At 44.2% G+C, this 22,382-nt stretch carries 18 protein-coding genes; 7 read left to right on the top strand and 11 right to left on the bottom strand.

What is annotated here, in order from left to right; all coding sequences use genetic code 11:
* The first annotated feature begins 88 nt into the window (after positions 1-88).
* The 3 genes from SIO70_RS29505 to SIO70_RS29515 are packed head-to-tail and all read left to right on the top strand — an operon-like array spanning position 89 to position 3,243.
* Positions 89-1,426 carry a S41 family peptidase gene (locus SIO70_RS29505; protein ID WP_320576970.1) on the top strand — a complete coding sequence of 446 codons (1,338 nt, stop codon included), beginning with the start codon at positions 89-91 and terminating at the stop codon, positions 1,424-1,426.
* Positions 1,353-2,528: a sensor histidine kinase gene (locus tag SIO70_RS29510; RefSeq protein ID WP_320576971.1), complete on the top strand. Its 1,176-nt coding sequence runs from the start codon at positions 1,353-1,355 to the stop codon at positions 2,526-2,528. Before SIO70_RS29505 ends, SIO70_RS29510 begins: the two co-directional genes overlap by 74 nt.
* Positions 2,506-3,243 carry a LytTR family DNA-binding domain-containing protein gene (locus SIO70_RS29515; RefSeq protein ID WP_320576972.1) on the top strand — a complete coding sequence of 246 codons (738 nt, stop codon included), beginning with the start codon at positions 2,506-2,508 and terminating at the stop codon, positions 3,241-3,243. Before SIO70_RS29510 ends, SIO70_RS29515 begins: the two co-directional genes overlap by 23 nt.
* 182 nt (positions 3,244-3,425) lie before the next feature.
* Here the strand turns inward: SIO70_RS29515 and SIO70_RS29520 are convergent, their stop codons facing one another.
* From SIO70_RS29520 to SIO70_RS29530, 3 genes are all read right to left on the bottom strand, one after another.
* Positions 3,426-5,825, bottom strand: coding sequence for an outer membrane beta-barrel protein (locus SIO70_RS29520; protein ID WP_320576973.1), 2,400 nt, complete (start codon positions 5,823-5,825; stop codon positions 3,426-3,428).
* Between the two features lie 175 nt (positions 5,826-6,000).
* Complete coding sequence (gene yidC, locus SIO70_RS29525; protein WP_320576974.1) at positions 6,001-7,833, bottom strand: membrane protein insertase YidC; 1,833 nt, start codon at positions 7,831-7,833, stop codon at positions 6,001-6,003.
* Positions 7,834-7,971: 138 nt separating this feature from the next.
* Entirely contained in the window at positions 7,972-9,618 is a 1,647-nt protein-coding gene (locus SIO70_RS29530; RefSeq protein ID WP_320576975.1) for a CTP synthase, read from the bottom strand.
* Positions 9,619-9,890: 272 nt separating this feature from the next.
* Between SIO70_RS29530 and SIO70_RS29535 the strand changes: the two genes are divergently transcribed.
* Positions 9,891-10,406, top strand: coding sequence for an acyl-CoA thioesterase (locus SIO70_RS29535; protein WP_083729774.1), 516 nt, complete (start codon positions 9,891-9,893; stop codon positions 10,404-10,406).
* Here SIO70_RS29535 and SIO70_RS29540 read toward each other — a convergent pair.
* The 5 genes from SIO70_RS29540 to SIO70_RS29560 all read right to left on the bottom strand — a co-directional run bounded on the left by SIO70_RS29540 (position 10,403) and on the right by SIO70_RS29560 (position 15,677).
* The gene (locus SIO70_RS29540) at positions 10,403-11,047 is read right to left on the bottom strand and encodes an HD domain-containing protein (RefSeq protein ID WP_320576977.1); all 645 of its coding nucleotides are present in this window, start codon (positions 11,045-11,047) and stop codon (positions 10,403-10,405) included. The genes SIO70_RS29535 and SIO70_RS29540 overlap by 4 nt on opposite strands.
* 592 nt (positions 11,048-11,639) lie before the next feature.
* Positions 11,640-11,825, bottom strand: coding sequence for a hypothetical protein (locus tag SIO70_RS29545; RefSeq protein WP_320576978.1), 186 nt, complete (start codon positions 11,823-11,825; stop codon positions 11,640-11,642).
* A 271-nt stretch (positions 11,826-12,096) separates the two neighbouring features.
* On the bottom strand, positions 12,097-12,678 hold the full coding sequence (locus SIO70_RS29550; RefSeq protein WP_320576979.1) for a bifunctional precorrin-2 dehydrogenase/sirohydrochlorin ferrochelatase: 582 nt from the start codon (positions 12,676-12,678) through the stop codon (positions 12,097-12,099).
* A 21-nt stretch (positions 12,679-12,699) separates the two neighbouring features.
* Complete coding sequence (cobA, locus tag SIO70_RS29555; protein ID WP_320576980.1) at positions 12,700-13,476, bottom strand: uroporphyrinogen-III C-methyltransferase; 777 nt, start codon at positions 13,474-13,476, stop codon at positions 12,700-12,702.
* An 83-nt stretch (positions 13,477-13,559) separates the two neighbouring features.
* Positions 13,560-15,677, bottom strand: coding sequence for a nitrite reductase (locus tag SIO70_RS29560; RefSeq protein ID WP_320576981.1), 2,118 nt, complete (start codon positions 15,675-15,677; stop codon positions 13,560-13,562).
* Between the two features lie 298 nt (positions 15,678-15,975).
* Here SIO70_RS29560 and hxpB point away from each other — a divergent pair, with 298 nt between their 5' ends.
* Entirely contained in the window at positions 15,976-16,629 is a 654-nt protein-coding gene (gene hxpB / locus SIO70_RS29565; RefSeq protein WP_320576982.1) for a hexitol phosphatase HxpB, read from the top strand.
* Between the two features lie 64 nt (positions 16,630-16,693).
* On the opposite strand, the gene SIO70_RS29570 is transcribed toward hxpB, so the two are convergent.
* Positions 16,694-17,011, bottom strand: a complete 318-nt coding sequence (locus SIO70_RS29570; RefSeq protein ID WP_320576983.1) for a DUF6999 family protein — start codon at positions 17,009-17,011, stop codon at positions 16,694-16,696.
* 72 nt (positions 17,012-17,083) lie between these two features.
* Positions 17,084-19,018 (bottom strand): 30S ribosomal protein S1, encoded by a 1,935-nt coding sequence (gene rpsA, locus SIO70_RS29575; RefSeq protein ID WP_320576984.1) that lies wholly within the window; start codon positions 19,016-19,018, stop codon positions 17,084-17,086.
* Positions 19,019-19,234: 216 nt separating this feature from the next.
* Between rpsA and SIO70_RS29580 the strand changes: the two genes are divergently transcribed.
* Positions 19,235-20,119, top strand: a complete 885-nt coding sequence (locus SIO70_RS29580; protein ID WP_320576986.1) for a rhomboid family intramembrane serine protease — start codon at positions 19,235-19,237, stop codon at positions 20,117-20,119.
* Positions 20,120-20,188: 69 nt separating this feature from the next.
* The gene (locus tag SIO70_RS29585; RefSeq protein ID WP_320576988.1) at positions 20,189-21,415 is read left to right on the top strand and encodes a 4-hydroxy-3-methylbut-2-enyl diphosphate reductase; all 1,227 of its coding nucleotides are present in this window, start codon (positions 20,189-20,191) and stop codon (positions 21,413-21,415) included.
* Positions 21,416-21,606: 191 nt separating this feature from the next.
* Here SIO70_RS29585 and SIO70_RS29590 read toward each other — a convergent pair whose 3' ends face one another.
* Complete coding sequence (locus tag SIO70_RS29590; RefSeq protein ID WP_320576990.1) at positions 21,607-22,371, bottom strand: LytTR family DNA-binding domain-containing protein; 765 nt, start codon at positions 22,369-22,371, stop codon at positions 21,607-21,609.
* Positions 22,372-22,382 lie beyond the last annotated feature (11 nt).

The raw sequence follows: 22,382 nt of genomic DNA on the forward strand, positions 1-22,382 counted from the left end.
TGGTCTATATCTTTTATTGAACCTGTTTTGTCTTCCGCTTGCCCACGCACAAATCAAGTCCTGTAATTGCAGGAGTAACTTTAACGAAGTGGTTGCTAAAGTAGAGCATAACTATCCGGGATATTCTATCAAGATCACTTCAGCTAATGAAGCTGCTTACAGACTATTTACTGACAGTCTCAGAAACGTGGCTGATACAGCCAATTCCGTTACCTGCTTTTCTATTTTGCAAACCTGGACAGGCTATTTTAAAGACAGACATCTTGCACTCGTATTTAAAGACATTCCAGAAAATAAGGAACTTATCGACGAAATATTTTCCAATAGCAAAAGCTTTCCTTTGTCTAAAGACTCTCTGCTAAAGAAATGGGCTACCGCTCCTGACTACCCGCTGGAAGGAATATGGACCCTGAGTGGAATGTATGAAGTGGCCGTTATTAAAAAGGATAGTGGTTACCAGGGCGTCATATTGAAGGGAGATGGTAAATACTGGAAAGCAGGACAGGTTAAATTTGAATTACAGCCTTATAAAATTGGTTACTGGAAAGCAGCCCAGTATAACCAGTATCATATGAAGGATACCTTCACTGCATACGTCGATGAACAGTCCTTTATTATGGATCTCAAGAGCTATAAATGGGAGAAAACTTTCCCGGGCCAGACCAGTCAAAAATCTATCCCCGCAGATAGCTTCTATTTTTCAAAAACTGATAGTAATAATGCCATATTAAGGTTACCTAGCTTTGAATTACCTTATAAATCGCTCATTGACAGCCTGATAACAAAAAATTTTCATACAATCACTCATACTGCCAACCTCATTGTGGACATACGCGGAAATTATGGAGGATTCAACATTTGCTTCGAAAAACTAATCCCCCTGCTTTATACGGATCCAATAATAACACAGGGACCAGTCGTAAAGGCAACAGATGAAAATATCCGTTTGTATGAGCAGATGCTTAAAAGTTCACTCTTTCCTGAGGACAAAAAACCCCCTTTTATCAGGATGGTCAAAAATCTTAAAAAGCATAAGGGCGGCTATTTCCAGCCTCCGGCGGACACAACCACTTTTCCAAAGGTGTATGCACAACCTGAAAAAGTAGGTTTCCTGATGGATGAAGGCTGCGCCAGTGCCACAGAATTATTAATTTTGGACGCAAAACAAAGTAAAAAAGTAACTTTGTTTGGAAAGCGGTCAGCTGGCGTAGTGGATTACTTAAACCTGGTAGCACCGAGACCTTTGTCCTGCTCCCGTTTTTTACTCTGGATACCCACTGCCAGATTAGCCAGCCTGCCACAACATCCTATTGATAACATTGGTATTTTGCCAGACGTTGAAATCCCTCATCATGAGAACTGGATCAACTATGCGCAGCAATACCTGGAAAACCTGGAGATTAAAATTGCCAATTCTTCAAAATAGAAAAATTTCATTCAGACAAAAGCTATCTACTGTACTGACACATGTAGGGCTCTGGATACTGTACGCACTGGTGCAGGTAAGTGGATCTGCTATTCAGATACCGAACCCGTGGCCTGTCATAATTATCACCAGTATAGTATTTGCATTTCTATCTGTCATTTTTTATGTGAATGCAGAGTGGCTTTTACCTCGAACACTGGAAAAAGGTAAAAAGGCCCTCTGGCTGGTAGGGTTAGCAGTTTTCTTTGTCTATAATATACTTAACAGATATTTTATTTTATACATAATTTATCCTGTTGTGGTTCATCTTCCAACTCCTAAGGTTGAATGGCGCATACTGATCAACATATCGATCTGGTATTGGTTTAATGCTGTTGCACTTTCTACCGCATACTGGTTTTACAAATTATCCATTAAAAGAGAACGAAAAACCAGCTTACAAAGAGAAGAAATCAACCGTAAGGAAAGAGAACAACTGCAGCTCAAACAGGAAAAACTGGAACTCGAAGTCGCCTACCTGCGCGCCCAGATCAATCCACACTTCCTCTTCAACACCCTTGGATATTTCTACAATAAAACCGCCAACTCCCACCCGGATGTGGCCGAAGGCATCGCCGCCCTCACCAATATCATGCGCTCTTCCCTGAAGAAAAAAGGCCCCGATGGCATGGTTTCATTAGAAGAAGAAATCGAACACATCGAAAGCCTGATCAGCATCTACTACATGCGTTTCAATAACAATATCCATATTGAATACAGCAGACCTGACAACCTGCACGGCCAACGAATCCTACCACACATACTCATCACACTGGTAGAAAACGCTTTCAAACATGGTGAACTGCACAATGCCGCTTACCCGCTGAAAATAAAGCTCACTTTAGATGATAATGGCCTCTATTTCTGTATCAACAACAAAAAACGGATAGGTCCAAAAGAAATATCCAACGGCATCGGCATGGAATACGTGCAGCGCCAGCTGGACAACACCTATCCTAAAAAATATTCCTTTGATATAAAAGAGACGGACCTGTTTTATAGCCTGTCTTTACATATTGCTACCACCGAAATTACCCTACATGATCAACTGTTATATAATTGACGACGAACAACACGCCATAGACCTGCTAACGGGTTATGTACAACGTACCCCCTTCCTGAAACTGGTAGGTAGTACCACCGAAGCCCTCGATGCAATCAAAGTGATCAGTAATGAAAAAGTAGACCTGGTATTCCTGGATATTCACATGCCCAGCATCTCGGGTATCGACCTGCTCAAGATCTTTAACAACCAGACCAAAGTCGTTCTCACTACCGCCTACAGCGAATACGCCATGGACGGTTATGAACACGATGTAGTCGACTACCTGCTCAAACCCATCACCTACCAGCGCTTTCTGAAAGCCGCGCAGAAAACACTGAACATGTTCCAAACCATGTATGTGAGCAAAGGTGAAAACAATGAAAAGGTAGAACCCGAAGTAGACTACCTGTTTGTAAAATCAGAACATAAGGGTAAACAGATCAAAGTCAATTTCAACGATATCGATTATATAGAAGGACTGAAAAACTATGTCGCTTTTCATTGTGATAAGGAAAAGATTCTGGCCTTGCTCAAGATGAAAGACCTGGAGCAAACCCTGCCCCCACGGCAGTTCGCCAGGATTCACAACTCCTTCATCATCTCCCTGAACAGGATCGTTTCTGTAGATGGCAACCAGGTCATTCTACGCAAACCAGATCAGCAAACGGTGGCCCTGCCAATCGGCATTACGTTCAAGCAACCTTTCTTTGATATGATCAAACTCAATAAGTAAGCGGGTATTTTACTTTAAAAACGCCCCTTCACTAAATATGATACGGGGTAAAGTAAAATCGCTCAAAAAGAATAAATGGAATCTACTTCCATCAGATATCCAAATGAAAAGGGTGCATCAAAAGTTTGATACACCCTTTTCGGTACTTAATTGACGACCTCCTCAAAACGGATCGTCCCCCATTAATTTGATTGAATCCGTTTCTTTTCTTTTTCAATACCCGTTTGTCTTTCCGTTCTTGGCTTTATCTTACTATTACCGAACCGGTATGTAAAACTCAGCATCGCAAAGCGGGAGTCAAATAAAAAATGCTGGCGGATATTTACCTGCTGGTAATCCGACGCTAATGTAAATTGCTGTCCCCTGAAAATATCGTTCACACTCAGCTTGAGCGTTCCTTTGTTCTTCAATACATTTCTTTGTATCCCTGTATTCAACACAAAATAACTGGTCAGCGCACCCAGGCCCGTATTAGATCTGGATGAATAAATCGCATTCAGCTCCAGCGTAAAAAGACGGGGAATACTAAAGGTATTATTTGAAATCACATATGCTCCGGGTTTTGACTTTGGCAATGTGATGTCGTTGTAATCGTAGTGCATGTAGTAGACCTGAACAGAGTTCATCGTATTCCACCACTTCGTCAAAGCAGTCGAATATGTAACGCTCAGATTGTAGTTATCAAAACGAGTCACGTTTTGATAAGTGGTAATCAGCACCTTGTTAGGCCCCGCTTCGTACACACCGGCAATCACATCGTTGGTACGGGAGATGCTAAGTGTTGTAAATAACCGCTGTTTCCAGGAATGTGATAACTCTACAGAAGTGCTATTCTGTGGATTCAGGGCCGGGTTGCCCTGGAAGTAATAATACTTGCTCCGGAAGAACAGGAACGGATTTACATATTCATACTGGGGCCTGTCAATACTCCTTCTTACAGACAGACCAAACCGCTGCGATGCAGACGCTTTGTATTGCAGGGTAAAACCGGGGTAAACCCCGGTATAGTCCTTTGTGAACACACTTGAATTCGTAATACTGTTTCCCTTTACATGGGTGTTCTCGACCCGCACACCTGCCTGCAACACCCATTTCTTAAATTGGTTATGATAATTGATGTACCCTGCATTGACATTTTCATCGTAAATGAAATGGTTGGTCTTGGTGGCATCGTTCACCCAGGTATCATTATCCAGCACTTCCCAACGGATGTCGCTGTCTGTTTTTACAAAGACGGTTTTCAAACCGGCATCGAAGACGCCTATTTTAGTAGGTCGGGTAAAATCAGCCGATACGGAACGGATGGCCACAGATACGGGAGAACTGTTGCGAATCACATAAGGCATCTGATATACCTTCATCTCGGTATCCAGGTAGGCGGTGTTGAAATTGTCATTCCAGCGCTGATCGTAATAAGCATAGTCACCATTGATGGAGAGCTGGGTGCCGGTACTGTCAAAGTTATGCTGGTAAAACAGGTTGGCTGAATAGTTATTGATATTGGCATGCCCGAGGGTATGCATATTCAGCAGGGAATCAAAAGGGGCTGACTGACTGGCGCGGAACATGGTCTGGTCCATGCCATCTCTTTCACGGCCCAGGAAGTTCCCCTTCAGATCCAGGCCTATATTGTTCTTTTTATCGATTGTATAGCTAATGCCCGCATTGACATTATGGATGTCCTTTTTGCGCACTTCGTAATTTCCCTCATCTATGTATTCTGCATCCAGGATACGGGCCGTATGAACGTCGTAGAACTGTTCGTTTCGCTGGTAATTGTAGTTTCCGTAAATGTTCACCTTATCATTGCGGTAGTTCAGGTCTCCACCAGCGGTGTAACGACCGTAACGACCTCCCCCTCCTCCTACACTCAGGCTACCGTTGGTACCGGATTTACCTGACTTTTTCAACTTTATGTTGATGATGGCCGAAGCGGCGGCATCGTATTTTACAGAAGGGTTAGCGATCAGTTCTATTTTGTCAACCGCGTTGGAAGCAGTGGAGAGCAATAGATTTTTGAGCATAGCAGCGGTAAAATAAGACGGACGATCGTTGACGTAAACCATCACCTTCTTTCCGTTGAGGGTAATGGAACCATCATCGTCCAGTCTCACACCTGGCGATCGGCGGAGGAGTTCCTCCAATGTATTGCCGGTAGCGAGTGGGCTCTCGGCTACATTGATGATCATTTTGTCGGCTGTCTGCTCAATGAGTGGCTTCAGGGCCGTCACCTGGTGGGTATTCAGATCGTAAGAGACCGATAGCATGCCAATAGCAGGCAGCACCAGGGATTGGGTACTCAGTTGAAACGGGCCGGTCGTTTTGTCGCGATAGCCGAGGTATTTCACCTGGAGGCTATAGCTACCCGGTTTCAGGTTTTCGAAATTGAAATTACCCTCTTTGTCAGTCTGGGTAGCTTGCCTGATGGTATCCGTGAGTAATAACACCATGGCAAATGGCAGATTTTGGTTGCTGAGGGTATCGGTTATTTTGCCTGAAACGGATAGTCTGAGTGACTGTGCAGGCAAACGGACAGTGCTGCACAGACAAAAGAATAGTACACTCAGTTGTATCGGCTTCATATAGGGTTATTTATCACTTTACAAACATAAGGTTCAGGTTTGATGATTAAAAAATTATTACATCGATTCTTTGATTCTGGGGACAGATTACATGAAAAAAACATGTAATCTGGATGGGTAAAAAGCATAAAAAAAGGGCCTTCCAAATGGAAGGCCCTTTTTTTATATCAATTCGTTATTTTCCTTTTCTGCCTTGCTGCTGCTTCTGCATATCCTCCAGTCGTTCCTGCCACTTACTCTTCGAAGCCGGCTTCTTCTTATTCTCCTGGATCTGTGCGTGAATCTTATCATGATTGATGATAAACTTCTGTATCACCCACTGCAGGAGGATACTGATCACGTTTGACAGGAAATAATAGAATGTCAGTGCGGATGCCAGTTTGTTAAAGATACCCAACAGCATGATCGGGAAGATATAAGGCATATACTTCATCACCGGATTGCTTTGATCAGCCATACCACGGTTATTGAACGCCAGCATCAAACTCGTAGCCGTCATCAGCAGGGTGAACAAGCTGATATGGTTACCATAAAACGGAATATTGAACGGCAGATTCAGTATAGAATCGTACGTTGACAAGTCTTTCGCCCACAGGAAGCTCTCCTGTCTCAACTCGATGGAAGACGGGAAGAAGCTATACATCGCTACCAGGATCGGCAACTGCATCACTGCAGGTAAACAACCTCCTAAAGGATTCACACCTGCACTCTTGAACAGTTTCATCTGATCTATACCGAATGCCTGCTGGTCGTCGCCATGCTTCTTACGCAGTTCGTCGATCTCAGGTTTCAGTACCTTCATCTTCGCCGAAGATACATAGCTCTGGTAAGTGAACGGTGCTATCAGCAAACGAATGAAGAGGGTGAGCAGAATGATGATCACACCATAGTTATGAATAAATCCGCTCAGGAAGTTGAACACAGGGATAATCACCCACTTATTCACATATTTTACGAAAGCGAAGATACCTGTACCCAATGGGATGATATTTTCCAGGCCGATATCATAAGATTTTAAGGTCTTATAATGGTTAGGACCATAATAGATTTCAATCGGGAAGCTAAAGTCATGTGCTCTGTCGTAAGGGATCTGCAAAGTAGCGAAAGTCTGGCCTACGATGTTGCCGCTTTCAGGTACTTTGGTATTTACATCCACATTCTCGAAGCTCTTATCTTTTTTAGCAATGAAAGTCGTGTTGAAGAACTGTTGCTTTACGCTCAACCACTGGATTTTGCTTTCCAGGTCTTGATGAGCGGTACGCTGCAGGGTGAAGTAATCATGCTTACCATCAGCCGTTTTGTAGTGTACCTGGTTGTTCATGCGCTCGTTCGTCATATCCTGCTCCTGCTTGTCATTTTCATTATCCCACTGGAGGGCCAATGTTTTCTGACCAGCTGGAATCACACTTTCCAGACCTACTGCGTGAATATCGAAATCAACTGCGTAACTATCCTGCTTCAGGGTATACACAAATTCCAGGTACTGACCAGGATTGCTGGTCGCCAGGCGGTATACCACTGACTGGCTACCATCAGCCAGCTGTTGTACATTGCCACCGGTGAAGAAGAGGTCCGCAGTATTTAATAATGTATTGTTACTAGCCGGCACCTGCATAGAGATGCGGTTAAAAGAACTGTTTGCCAGTAATAAAGGAGTGCCTGCAAATGTTTTGAAAGCTTTCAGTTCTACAGTTTCAGGCTGTCCACCCTGGCTGGAGAATGTGATTTTCAGCACTTTGTTTTCCAAAACGGCTTTTTGTGCAGTACCGGTAGCAGCACCAGCAAAGGCGCCGTATTGGCCTGCCAGCCTGGTGGAATCAGGCGCACCTGCGTTGGTGGCATAGGAGGCAGTGGTATCTGTGTTTACCTTAGGTTTGTTCGCTTCAGCGATAGAATCCTGACGAGCTTTCTCTAACTCTGCTGCATGCTGCTGTCTGGTATTGAAAAAGATGTACCCTACCAGCAACAAACCCAGTAAGCTAAAACCAATGACCGAATTTCTGTCCATTGAAATTACAATTAAAATTTAGGCAGCGAAGGTAAGCAAAATAAGGGGGTATAAATGCCAAAAGGACTATTTTTTAGGTCATTGTGGTGCAATGACCTAAAAAATAGTCCTTTTGGTGGGCTTTTGCCCTTAATATTATTATTGTGCTACTTCTTCAGCCAACTTTGTTTTGTTTGTCTTATCTTCTGCATACTGCTTGGCAGCGCCGATGAAGTGAACAAACAGTGGTGCTGGTCTTTCCACTGTGCTTTTCAGCTCAGGGTGAAACTGACAGCCCACAAAGAACGGATGGTTTGGCAATTCTACCATTTCCACCAGTCCGCTTTCAGGATTACGGCCGGAAGCAATCATACCCGCTTTTTCGAAATCGCCCAGGTACTGACCATTGAACTCGTAACGGTGGCGGTGACGCTCGCTAATTTTGATGCTGTCGTAGATGTTGGCAGCTTTGGAACCTGGAGTCAGGTCACAGGTATAAGCACCCAGACGCATTGTACCACCTTTCGCTGTGATTTTCTTCTGCTCTTCCATGAGACCGATCACCGGGTGACCAGTATCAGGGTTCATTTCGGTAGAGTGTGCATCTTTCCAGCCGATTACGTTACGGGCAAATTCCACAACGCTCATCTGCATACCCAGACAAATACCAAAGAATGGCAGCTTGTTTTCACGGGCATACTGAATAGCAGTGATCTTACCTTCGATACCACGGTGGCCAAAACCTGGTGCTACCAGCAAACCATCGAGGTTACGCAGTTTTTCAGCGACGTTTTCAGATGTAAGGAATTCAGAATGAATATTTTGAACGATTACTTTACACTCGTTCATCGCGCCTGCGTGGATGAAGGATTCCAGGATGGATTTGTAAGCATCCTGCAATTCTACATATTTACCAATCAAACCGATGGTTACTTTTGATTTAGGATATTTCAGTTTATCGAGGAAACCACGCCATTTGGTCATGTCTGGTTCTTTCTCGATAGGAATACCCAGTTTCTTCATACAGATGATGTCCAGTTTCTCCTTCAGCATTTCCAGCGGCACTTCGTAGATGGTGCTCATGTCGGTTGCTTCGATCACGGCGTCTACGGTTACGTTACAGAACAGGGCGATCTTCTTTTTAAGATCGTTGTACATTGGCTCTTCGGTACGGCACACGATCACGTCAGGATGCACACCATTTTCGCTCATCATCTTCACAGAGTGCTGAGTTGGCTTGGTTTTCAACTCTTTAGCAGCACGCAGGTAAGGAATGAGGGTCAGATGAACCACCAGACAATCCTGTTCGTCCAGTTCCCATTGTAACTGACGAACCGCCTCTATATAAGGAAGAGATTCGATGTCGCCAACGGTACCACCCAACTCGGTGATCACGATATCATATTTACCGTCTTTGCCGAGCAGGAGAATACGACGTTTAATTTCGTCGGTGATGTGCGGAACTACCTGAACGGTTTTACCGAGGTAGGCGCCTTCACGTTCTTTATTAATAACGGTTTGATAAATGCGGCCTGTGGTCACATTATTGGCCTGAGATGTAGGAGTGTTCAGAAAACGCTCGTAGTGTCCCAGATCCAGGTCAGTCTCTGCGCCATCTTCAGTTACAAAACATTCCCCATGCTCATATGGGTTTAATGTTCCCGGATCCACATTGATATATGGATCGAACTTTTGAATAGTCACTCTAAAGCCGCGTGCCTGCAATAATTTTGCAAGTGAAGCTGCTATAATTCCTTTACCCAATGAGGATGTAACACCTCCCGTAACGAAGATATATTTTGCCATAAAATCTAAAAATTCTGTAGAAATACTTGACCTAAAAGGGAAGTGCCGGACGACGTATGGTGTAACCAGTCAAGTAAATGTAACTTCCGAAGGTCATGCAAAGTTACACAAATTTAATGCGCACCCAAAACGGATTTTCACATTTTACTGAGTGCATACATGTAATAGTATGTTTATAAATCAATTAAGCCATATAAAAGGCTTATAAATTTAATCACTGCGGCAGGCCGCTGATTTATTTGTAAATTTGCGATCCGAAATAATTATCAAACATGACTCTAACGCCAAAGCGTGCACAGGAATCTCTGATCCAGATGACTGAGCTGGTATTGCCCAATGATACCAACGTATATACCAACCTTATGGGAGGTCGCCTGATGTACTGGATGGATATCGCCGCTGCCCTTGCCAGCATGAAACATTGCGCTGCCCCCACTGTTACAGCCTCGGTAGACAACATTTCATTTGAAAATCCCATCCGTCTTGGCAATGCCGTTCACATCGAAGCGAAGGTGAGCCGTGCATTCAACTCAAGTATGGAAGTGCACCTGAAAGTATGGGGCGAGGATCCTGTACAGCAGTACCGATACAAATCCAACGAAGCTTTTATGACATTCGTTGCCCTGGATCCAAACGGTAATCCCCGCCCGGTGCCTCCTATTATTGCTGAAACTGAAGAGGAAAAAACCTTGTACGAGGGTGCACTGCGCCGCAGACAGCTCCGTCTGATCCTGGGTGGAAAAATGAAGCCGCAGGATGCTGAAGAGCTGAAAGCGTTATTCGTTTAATGCCATTCTTTATAGAATTGTTCGAGGAAAGTCTCCATAAAGGCATGCCGTTCGGCTGCCAGTGCCCTTCCGGTAGTGGTGTTCATCTTATCCTTTAATAAGAGCAGTTTTTCATAAAAATGATTAATAGTAGGGGCAGTGCTGTTCTTGTACTGTTCCCTGCTCATTTGCAGGTCTGGTGGTATAGCCGGATCGTACAACTGCCTGTTTTTAAACCCACCATAATTAAAGGCGCGGGCGATGCCAATGGCCCCGATAGCATCCAGTCTGTCTGCATCCTGTACTACTGCCAGCTCCGGCGAGGTAAATTTTCCTTCATTATGCCCTCCTTTGAAAGAGATATTTTCGACAATGGCGATCACATGTGTGATCACGTCCTCCTCCACTCCCTGAGATTCCAGGAACTGACGGGCTTTGGCAGGGCCGATCGTCTCGTCGCCGCCATGGAACTTGGCGTCGGCAATGTCATGGAGCAGGGCTCCCAGTGATACGATTAATGGATTGACAGGTTCTTTGGCAGCAATTTCGCCGGCAGTATGCCAAACCCGGTGAATATGCCACCAGTCATGGCCTCCTTCGGCATGGGCTAATTCCTGTTTTACATAGGCAACGGTATTGTCTATCAGTTGATCTTGCGTCATAAGATCAAATATAAGCAGGGGAATGGGGCTAAAAAAATAGGAAAAACGAAGAAAAAGAGAAACGGAAAAGGCATCTCAAAAGTGTAAAATGGGTTTAGAGAAGAATGCTTGTGTAACCTCCTTTCCATTTTCCATCTCTCCTCCCTGGTATTCAGGCATGCAATTAGAATAGTCAACAGGGATCTTGCTTCACTAAGATATTCTTCGTTTTTCCTTTTTTCCTTTCAATGTTTGAATCTTCGACAGACTAGTTGGTGTTCCGGCCTTAGGTGTTGTGTCTAATGGTTAAATGCAGGTATGCCGGCCGGCGATCTTAAATTTTGGTTGATAAAATGTACATCTCTTAGCTACATCCGGATTGATACCTTAGTGAGGCCCCTTTTGGGCCTCTCTGATAAGGTATATACTTCAGGGAAGCGGGAATAATCTCTTCAAAAAATTGGCGCGGCTGAAGGCGGGAAAACCTTGATACCGGACTTCGAGGTCAATAGCTTTGCTGACCTTTGCTGACCCTAGCCTCGGCAGCCCCCCCGCCTTTTACCGCTACTAATTTTTAGGTGGCAAACATGCCCTTTCGGCATATTGCAATATCTTACAACGCAGAACCGGCTACTATTTTCCTGTCATAGACAGATACGGTTCCTTTGGTTGGTGATTGATTTTTTGACTGGTCTATTCTTGAAGTGGAAGTGTCTATCTTTAATATGGTACCCAGGTTAGCAAAAGGCGCCTTCCTGATGATAACTCTACTAAATCTATTCTTTGACGTGATTCGCATACTTAGGGAATGATCACATTATAAATAACTACATTTTCACAAACCATCTATCTAACTGACTATATCTCCTTATCACTTTCGATTTCTAACATAAAAATAATAATCATTATCTAATTTTTAGCTACTATTCGTGTTAAATGTACATATATTTATATTTACAATATAATAGAGAAAACAGACAAGTATACTGATATCTAATTAGTTAGATAAAAAATACCATTTAAAAGGACGAAATGCCCTCCTAAATAAGATCATATGCAAAAAATATTAATTAGTCTTTTTTAACCAAAACATCTGTTATCTGGTTAAGTTGTTTCACTTTTTCCGAGAAATCACCCTTAATCCTGTCACGGATCAACTGGAGTTTATCTAAAATTTCATTCAACGACTCTGGTAATGCTTCCTGCAATACCTCTTTGAGTCTTTTGGCAATGGTGGGAGATTTGCCGTTGGTGGAGATGGCTATCTTGAGGTTACCTTTCCGAACTACTGAACCCAGGTAAAAATCACACAGTTCCGGGGTATCAGCCACATTAATTAATATTTTGCTGCACTTTGCCTTTTCCCAGACAAAATAATTGAACTCATGGTCGCTAGTAGCGGCTATGGCCAGGTCTTTTCCAAACATATCGCCACAGGAAAATTCCTTTTGCACCAGCGTTACATTGGGTGCTGTTCTGACTAATGCTTCCAGCTCCGGTAAAAACCAGGTGGCTACGACAGTGAGATTTGCCTCCGGACAATTATCCAGGAGGGCACTTACCTTTTCAAGTCCGATACCACCACCGCCTACCACTAAAATCTGGAGACGATGCACTTTGAAGAATACGGGAAACAAATGATTCTCTTCCATACGAACCGCTTTAATATAAATTTACACAGCTATTTTCAATTCTTCTGCTATTCTATCCTGCACTGCTATGAACGTTTCATGGAAGCGTACTACCTCCCCCACTATTATGATGGCCGGGTTTTTCAGCTCTTCCCGACGAGCAATGTTTGCAAGATCGGAAACAGTGCCAATCCCTATCTTCTGTGAGGGTAATGTACCATTCTGAATGATAGCCGCGGGTACATTTCCTTTCCCCTGAGCGACATAGGCTGCAGATATTTCGTCTAATTTACTCATTCCCATCAGAATTACCACTGTTGTATCTGCATGAATGGCATGTACCAGGTCGCGTGACAGATCACCATCCTGTGTGGTACCCGCTACTACCCAAAAACCTTCGCTTACATTTCGGGCTGTAACCGGAATGCTGTTGAAACCAGGTACGGAGATGGCACTGGTCACTCCAGGTACTACTTCTGTATCGATATTAAACTGACGGGCAAAAGTCAATTCCTCCTGTCCACGGCCGAATACAAATGAATCGCCACCTTTCAGTCTTACCACACTGCCATAAGTAAGGGCATACTTCACGATCATGCGATTGATCTCATCCTGTGAGTACACGTGCATACCCGCTCTCTTGCCTACGAAACGTTTCAGGCAGTTGCAGGGTGCATGTTCCAGCAGTTCATTGTTTGACAATGCATCGTAGAGGATGACCCTTGCCTGCTGTATGGCCTTCAGACCTTTTACAGTAATCAGCTCAGGATCTCCGGGGCCCGCGCCCACCAGGGTTAATTTTGGAGTAATCTGCTGCATAGTGTACTATTTTAAAATGTGATCGTTGTCGCACAACCGTTATATCAACAGGCCCCTTTTGCACAGGGACCTGTCGATATCCTTTATTCAGCAGCAATAGCTACAGCTTCTTTTTGTCTTAAAGCCTGTGCCTGCTGATAGAATTCAGTTGCCTGTTTATAATATGCTTTTGCAAATGCTTCAGATGGCTCGTTCTTGTTGATCTGTAATACCAGCTCATTGAAAGTACCTTCCAGCGCCCATTTGCCTGTTTGTACGAAATGTTTGTCGAAGTCGTTGATCACCCCTGTCTGTGTGTTACAAGCCACACCCTCACCCAGCAGCAGCGCTTTGGCTGTCTGTACAAAAGTGGAATAAGAATGGTAAATGCTGTCAGCATACTGGTTTGCATCCAGTGCTACTTTACCCCATTCCAGTTTCTCTTCACCTTCGAACAGCAGGGTTTGTACCAGGTCAATCACTACGCTCGCACACTCACCTACACCGATAGCAGTTGCGAACTTGTCGCCCTGTCCCCAGTCAATGAAGTCTTCATCTACCAGAGAAGCCAGGTCTGTCAATGGTTTCAGCAAGTCGTAGAAGTAACGTTCGCCCTGACGATCGTAATAATCATTGAACTTTTCATTCTCCTGTGCATTCTCTGCATAGTTCTGGAGCAGGGTACGCAGTACTTCAGGACCACGCTTACTTGGCACCTTGATCACCTTGTCTGCCACACGACCTACGCCGTTACCTACGATACCACCACCCAGCAATACCTGAAGGGCAGGGAGTACTTTACCACCGTTCTTCATAGAACTACCATGGAAACCAATACTCGCAATACCGTGCTGACCACAGCTGTTCATACAACCACTAATCTTGATCTTGATATCTTTATTATATACCAGCGCAGGAAATTCTTCCTGGATCACCAGTTCCAGTGCGGTAGAGATACCGGTGCTGCTGGAGATCGCCAGATTACAGGTATCAGTACCAGGGCAGGCAGTGATATCGGCGATACTGTTGAAACCTGGTTCTGCAAAACCTGCTGCTTCCAGTGCACTGAATACATATGGCAGGTGAGCAGGCAGTATATATTTGAGCAGCAAACCCTGGTTTGCCGTCACACGTACATCGTTGGCTATTACCGGGCGCAGTGCTTCCACCAGCTGGCGGGAGATCACTGAACTGATATTACCCAATGGTACACGTACGTAAGCACCATAGTAACCAGCCTGCTTCTGTTCGAAGGTGTTGGTTGCTTTCCAGGCTTCGTATTTCTGAGGATCTTTGATGGTGTAAGCAGGCACTACTGCATTGGCAGGAGCCGGTGCTGTTTCTGGCCATGCTGCTGCATCTACTTCATAGACCTTGTTCCTGATTGCTGTAAATTCTTCTGTGACCAGGCGGGTGAATTCTTCAAAACCAAGCTTGGCAATGAGGAACTTCATACGTGCCTTATGACGGCTGGCTCTTTCACCATGACGGTCAAATACGCGCAATACCGCTTCTATATATGGTATAAGCTTTTCAGCTTCCAGAAATTCATATGCTACATGGGCAAGGATAGGCTGCGCACCGAGGCCACCACCTACCAGCACCTTAAAACCACGCACTTCTTTTCCATCTACAATACGCACTTTAGGAATTGCCCCCATATCGTGCATGAAAGACCAGGCAGTGTCTTTGTCGCTGCTGGAAAAAGACATTTTGATCTTACGACCCATATCCTGACAGATAGGATTACGCAGGAAGTAGCGGAAAGCTGCATCAGCATAAGGCGTAACATCAAATGGTTCATCAGGATCTATACCCGCTATATCAGAAGCGGTAATATTTCTTACCGTATTACCACAGGCTTCACGAATGGTGATATCATCAGCATCCAGTTTGGCCCACAGTTCAGGGGTTTTTTCAAGGCTTACGAAGTGGATCTGAACATCCTGGCGGGTAGTCAGGTGCAGGTTACCAGTAGAATATTCGTCTGAAACATCGGAAATTCTCTTCCATTGTTCCAGCGTCATTTTACCATAAGGCAATTTGATACGAATCATCTGTACACCAGCCTGACGTTGTCCGTAAATGCCCCTTGCCAGTCGGAGACTACGGAATTTTTCTTCCGGAATCTGTCCTTCGCGGAACAGACGGATCTTTTTCTCCAGTTCTATTATATCCTTCTCTACGACGGGATTTTCAAGTTCTGTTCTAAATCCTTGCATATAATGAATTTTCTTGGTGGTAAATTATTAAGTGAATATTTCCTTATCAGATCAGCGTTAAAAAGGCGAGCTCCATTTAATTGGCGCAATATTTAGCTTCCCTACCCTATATTTCCTACCACTTTAGTAGACTATAACAAAGTTATCCATTCACAGCAGAAAACCAAAAGATTTTTGCATAAAATAAAGTTATGGGTCATAATGAAAAGTTATAATGGGGGGTATTTTGCACGGAGAAATTAGAAAAGAACTCACTCCCTGTATTATCTTTGCGCCGGCAATCTGACAAAAATAAGATATGATCGATACGGTAATATTTGACATGGATGGGTTATTGATTGACTCAGAGCCACTATGGGGGCTGGCAATGCGAGAGGTATTTGCAAGTGTCGGAGTGGAATTATCTATGGAATTAGCCAGCCACACTACAGGGCTGCGTACGGCAGAGGTGGTTGATTACTGGCATAACTATTTTAAATGGAAGGGAAAATCGACGGAACAGGTAACGAACGAGATTATTGATTCGGTGACTGAAAAGATTATTAAAAAAGGAAAGCCCATGAAAGGGCTGGAATATATCCTGGATTTTTTTGAGAAGCGGAAATTCAAGATGGGGCTGGCATCGTCTTCCCCTTTACGGTTGATTGACGCAGCTACTACCCATTTTGGCATTAAACACCGTTTCCAGGTGATCTCTTCTGCAGAGTTTGAATCACATGGCAAACCGCACCCGGCTGTATACCTGGCATGCGCCAAAGCACTGGGTAGTAATGCATTGGACTGCATTGCATTTGAAGATTCTGTAACGGGTATGACGGCGGCAAAAGCAGCCAGAATGAAGGTGGTAGCAGTACCTGAAGGGCATAACAGGCATAACAAACGTTATGCACTGGCAGATGTAACGCTGAACAGCCTGAAGGATTTCAACGATGATATCTTAGGAAAGTTATAATAAAGACGGCGAAAGCAAGATAAAACCCGGTTTGCCCTGATGGCAAAACCGGGTTTTCCTGTTTTTACTTTTCTTTTGCCTGTTCCAGCTTAGCCTGGACCAATAAAGCATGCAGTACTTCTGTCGAAAACCCATGCAGCAATAACCTGAAGGCAGCCCCGGCCATAGGTAGGGGTATCATAGGGTGCTTATTATTTAATGCTGTCAGCTTCTCCGGACAATCCATAATAGTAGCGGCATAGATTCCATTTTTGCGGAGAAAGATGTCTTTCACCCGGGATGGGGTGTTGTTGATGCTACCGGGGTACAATTCCATTTCATCGTTGGCTACCGGGGTGTTGGGAAGGTATTGTCCCGTGGCAGTGATATAAACTTTATTCATAGGTGAAAAATAAAAAAAAGAGGCTGTTTCCTTCGAAACAGCCTCCTATTATTTCAACAACCTAAAAAATGATTATTCACCATCTTTCTTGTCGCCTTCATCTTTCTTCAGCTTCTCACGCAGTTCAGCCAGTGCACCCAGATCACCAAGTGTAGCTTTTTCTACCTTGCTCTGGATATTTTTCACAGCCTTACGGGTTTTGTCAGCATCAGCTCTCTTCTCTTTAGCGACAGCTTCTTTCTCTTCGTTCTTAGCTTGTTCCCAAACTCTGGTGTGAGATACCAGGATACGTTTTTCGCTACGATCGAATTCAATGATCATGAATTCTTTCACATCTTCAACGCTGATTGGTTTCTCATCTTCAGTGCGCAGGTGACGGGCAGGAGCGTAAGCTTCCAGGCCGTATTGCAGCTGAACGGTAGCACCTTTATCATCTTTCTTCACTACAGTACCTTCGTGTACGGAACCGATTGGGAAGATAGTTTCGAAAGTGTTCCAAGGATCTTCTTCGATCTGCTTGTGGCCAAGGCTCAGTTTACGGTTTTCTTTATCGATACCCAGTATAACTACCTCGATTTCGCTACCTACCTTAGTGTACTCACTTGGGTGGTTGAAACGTTTGATCCAGGACAGGTCGGAGATGTGGATCATACCACCGATACCAGTTTCCAGCTCAACGAATACGCCATAAGGAGTGATGTTTTTCACAATACCTTTGTGACGGCTGTCCAGCGGGAATTTAGTTTCGATAGTAGCCCAAGGATCTTCAGTCAGTTGCTTGATAGACAGAGACATTTTACGCTCATCCTTGCTCAGGGTAACTACCACTGCTTCGTATTCTTCACCTAATTTGAAGAATTCTTTAGCGTTGATTGGAGTAGAAGCCCATGAGATTTCAGATACGTGTACCAGACCTTCTACACCAGGCAGAATTTCCAGGAATGCACCGTAATCTTCAATGTTCACAACTTTACCTTTCACGCGCGCACCTTCAGTGATGTGAGCTGGTAAGGTATCCCATGGATGGGGAGTAAGTTGTTTGTAACCGAGGCTGATACGTTTTTTCTCGTCGTCGAAGTCCAGTACAACCACATTGATCTTCTGATCCATCTGGAGTACTTCGCTTGGATGAGAGATACGGCCCCAGCTGATGTCGGTGATGTACAGCAGACCATCCAGACCACCCAGGTCGATGAATGCGCCGAAATCGGTGATATTTTTGATGGTACCTTCCAGGACCTGGCCTTTCTCCAGTTTGCTGATGATATCCACTCTCTGCTGCTCGATATCGCTTTCGATAAGTGCTTTGTGAGAAACAACTGCATTTCTGATGGCTTCGTTAACCTTAACCACTTTGAATTCCATTGTTTTGCTAACAAACTGGTCGTAATCGGTAACTGGTTTCACATCGATCTGTGAACCTGGCAGGAACGTTTCCATACCATAAACGTCTACGATCAAGCCGCCTTTGGTCTTGCTGGTAACAGTACCAGTAACAACTTCGCCGGTTTTGTACACTTCCACGATCTTTTCCCATGCACGTTGTTGACGAGCTTGTTTACGGCTCAGGTGCAGGTTACCATCGCGGTCTTCTTTTTCTACTACTAATACTTCAACATCATCACCTACCTTCAAACCCTGAATATCACGGAATTCGTTCAGGGAAATCAGACCGTCAGATTTGAAGCCAATGTTGATAACAGCATCGGTCTTGGTTAAACCAACGATGGTACCAGTGAGCAGACCATTTTCTTCGATCACCTTGAAGGTGCTTTCGTAAGTCTGGTCGTACTTAGCTTTTTCTTCTTTACTGTAAGAAGAAACGTTACGTTTGTCTACGCTCCAGTCAAAATCGTCGTGAGCGGTTTCTACAACAGGTGCATTTGTTGTCGCTGTTACTTCTACAGCCTGTGCTGCCGGAGCCTGTTGTTCAGCGTTTTGTTCGTTAGGAATGTTGTTTTCTGCCAAAACTTTAATTCCACCTAAGTTTTTTGCCCGGAATTCCACACCCCGAGGTTTAAGTGGACGGCAAAGATACTACAATCTTCAAAAAAAAAGCGTTAAAATTCAATTCTTAACAGCCTGGAGCGTATTTTGAGATACTCCTACCTCCGGAAACTATGACAGTACACGATTATAACCCCACAGACTGCTAATTCCGGCACAATTTTTTAGGCTAAAATTGTTGACTAACGAATGCGGATTTTGTACTAATTTTCATGTATGAACGGAACTTCTTTCAGATCAGATATACGATATTGGCTTAGACAGGGAAACACGATTAACCATTTACTTTTCTGGAACATTGTTGTTTTCCTTGTACTGAATATACCCCGGTTGATTGCTAACTTTTCACCCGCTGCAGCCGGCGTCTACAATATGATATTTGACGAAGCATCTCTACACTCCTTTCTCCCTGTGTTTATTACCAAACCGTGGGGCCTGGTGACCTATATGTTCTCACATGTTGAAATATTTCATATATTCTTCAACATGCTGAACCTGTATTACTTTGGCAACTTATTCCGCTCCTTCCTGGGCAATCACCGGATTTTTCCACTTTATCTGCTGGGTGGCCTGATGGGTGGTCTTGCTTACCTGCTGGTATTTAATATTATTAAGACGACTGACTATCCCCTGATGGGTGCCTCTGCCTCTGTCATGGCCTTACTGATCGCCTGTGCTACCAAGATACCCAACTATGAGGTAGGCCTCATGTTCCTCGGCGCCGTTCGCCTTAAATGGCTGGCACTCGCCGTACTGGTTCTGGATATTCTCGCTATAGGCCAGGGTAATACCGGCGGCATAGTGGCACACCTGGGTGGTGCGCTCATTGGATTCCTTTATATTAAACTGCTGGATAACGGAACCGACCTTTGCCAGCCACTCATCTGGTTGTTTAACCGCAGGGTCAGGGTCGAGGCGATGCAAAGCCGCAACCGCCGCTCTTTCAAACCGAAGAAGTCTCCACTCAAGGTAGTAAAGAATTACCCGGAGGAAAATAAACAGCTCAGACTCGACCAACTACTTGACAAAATCAATGACAAGGGCCTTGAAAGCCTGAGTCCTGAAGAGAAAGCCTGGCTGAATAAAATGAGCGAGGAGTAAAACGGAAACTACCCGCATGTAAACACATTTTGGCCTCTCCACATCAAAATGTGTAACTTTGTCGACAACATGAAAACGTTCAACGTACCTATCATCTACCGGAGTCCGCTCATTACAGCTATTAAAAACAGCCGTAAGAAACAGGATCGCATGAAAAAAGATTTCACGCCTACTGTTCTTGACTTTGGTCCATTAAAGATATTACTGGCCCGTCACTTTGGCTTTTGCTACGGTGTGGAAAATGCTATCGAGATAGCATTCAAAACTGTGGAAGAAAATCCAGGTAAACGGATTTTCCTGCTCAGTGAAATGATCCATAACCCACATGTTAACAACGACCTGCTGGCCAAAGGCGTACAGTTCATGATGGATACCACCGGCCGTCAGCTAGTGCCATGGGAAACACTCACTCCCGAAGACATTGTTATCATTCCAGCCTTTGGTACGACGCTTGAAATTGAAGCAAAACTGAGTTCCCTGGGTATTGCACCATTACAATATAATACCACCTGCCCGTTTGTGGAAAGGGTATGGAACAAAGCCGAGCAGATTGGCCAACAATCATATACCGTGATTGTACATGGTAAACCAGGTCATGAAGAAACCCGTGCCACCTTCTCCCACAGCCGGAGCAATACCCCGACTGTAGTAGTAAAAGATATGCAGGAAGCCCAGATACTGGCTACCTTCATTACCGGCGAACGACCTGCTGCTGAATTCTATGAGCGATTCAAAGGACAATACTCCGAAGGATTTGATGTGGTAAAAGACCTGCAGCGCGTAGGCGTGGTCAACCAAACGACCATGCTGGCTACAGAAACCCAGGGAATCGCCGATTATATTAAGAACGTGATTATGGACAGGTACGCCCTGACCCCTGAAAATGTGGGAGAACGCTTTGCCGATACAAGGGATACCCTCTGCTATGCGACCAACGATAACCAGAGTGCTGTAACCGGGTTACTGGAAGAACAGGCAGACCTGGCAATCGTAGTGGGTGGCTATAACAGTTCAAATACCTCTCACCTGGTAGAATTGTGCGAAGAAAAACTGCCTACTTACTTTATAGCTGCTGACGATCAGATGATTTCGAGGAATAAAATCAGACATTATGACTTCCATCATAAGCAGGAATTAAACAGTGATGTATTTTTGCCTGAGAAAGATGTGGTGACAGTGATGATGACAAGTGGAGCAAGTTGTCCCGATGCCCTGGTCGAAGCAGTAATAAGGAGGTTATTATCGTTTTACGGACTGGAGCAACAAATAGAGAAGGTGATTGAAAATTACAAATAATAAAAAAGACACCTGACGGTGTCTTTTTTCTTTGGGGCTAATCAATGCTAGTAATGCAGAGAAAAAAAGTTTTATATCGTAATTAGTTTAAACCTGAATCAAAAGTAATCTCTTCCACCCCTGCTGACAAATCACATTTATTATCCGGTATGCAATTCGGGGTAAGTGGCGTAAAACGCATTAAATCTGGTTTAGAATTGCATCGCTTTTTTCAAAAAATCTGCTTTTCGCCTTCTTGAAACTTCCACTTGTGTACCGTCACTCATCAGCGCAAAACCACCTTCACCCTGTATATACGATTGCATCTGCTGCAAATTGATCAGGTGAGAATTATGTACCCTGAAAAAGTCTACATCCGTCAGCAATTCTTCAAACTCTTTCAGCGGTCTCGACACCATCAGGTTCTTTTTGTCTGTAAAAAAGATCCTTGTATAGTTTCCGGTGGACTCACACCGTACGATGTTTTGTACCGGCATAAAAACTAATCCGTTAAGAGTCGGAAGAGCGATTTTTTTATGCGTCTGGTGCAAGGTTTTCATGTTCTGCAGGAACACATCCAGCGGAGAATTGCCGGGTTCCGATTGCTGCATGCTTTTCCTGCTTATACATTTATGAACGGCGTCCTGCAGCTCCTTCACACTAAATGGTTTGAGCAGGTAATCAAGTGCATTGAACTTGATTGCCTTCAGGGCATACTGCTCGTAAGCGGTGGTGAATATGATGTCGAAATTGATTTTGTCAAAGAGTTTCAGTAGTTCAAACCCATTCTGGTGAGGCATCTCTACATCCAGGAACACAACATCGGGATGTACTTCGTCAATCAGTTCCTTCGCCGCTTTTACGCTATTGACACCACCCAGCACTGTTACTTCCGGGCATTTTTTGGCCAGCATGGTTTGCAGGGCATCTATACAATGCTGTTCATCGTCTACGATAATCGCTTTAATTTCGCTCATGCTTTAAAAAT

Origin of the sequence: Chitinophaga sancti (assembly GCF_034087045.1) — a bacterium.
In the GTDB taxonomy this organism is placed as follows: domain Bacteria; phylum Bacteroidota; class Bacteroidia; order Chitinophagales; family Chitinophagaceae; genus Chitinophaga; species Chitinophaga sancti_B.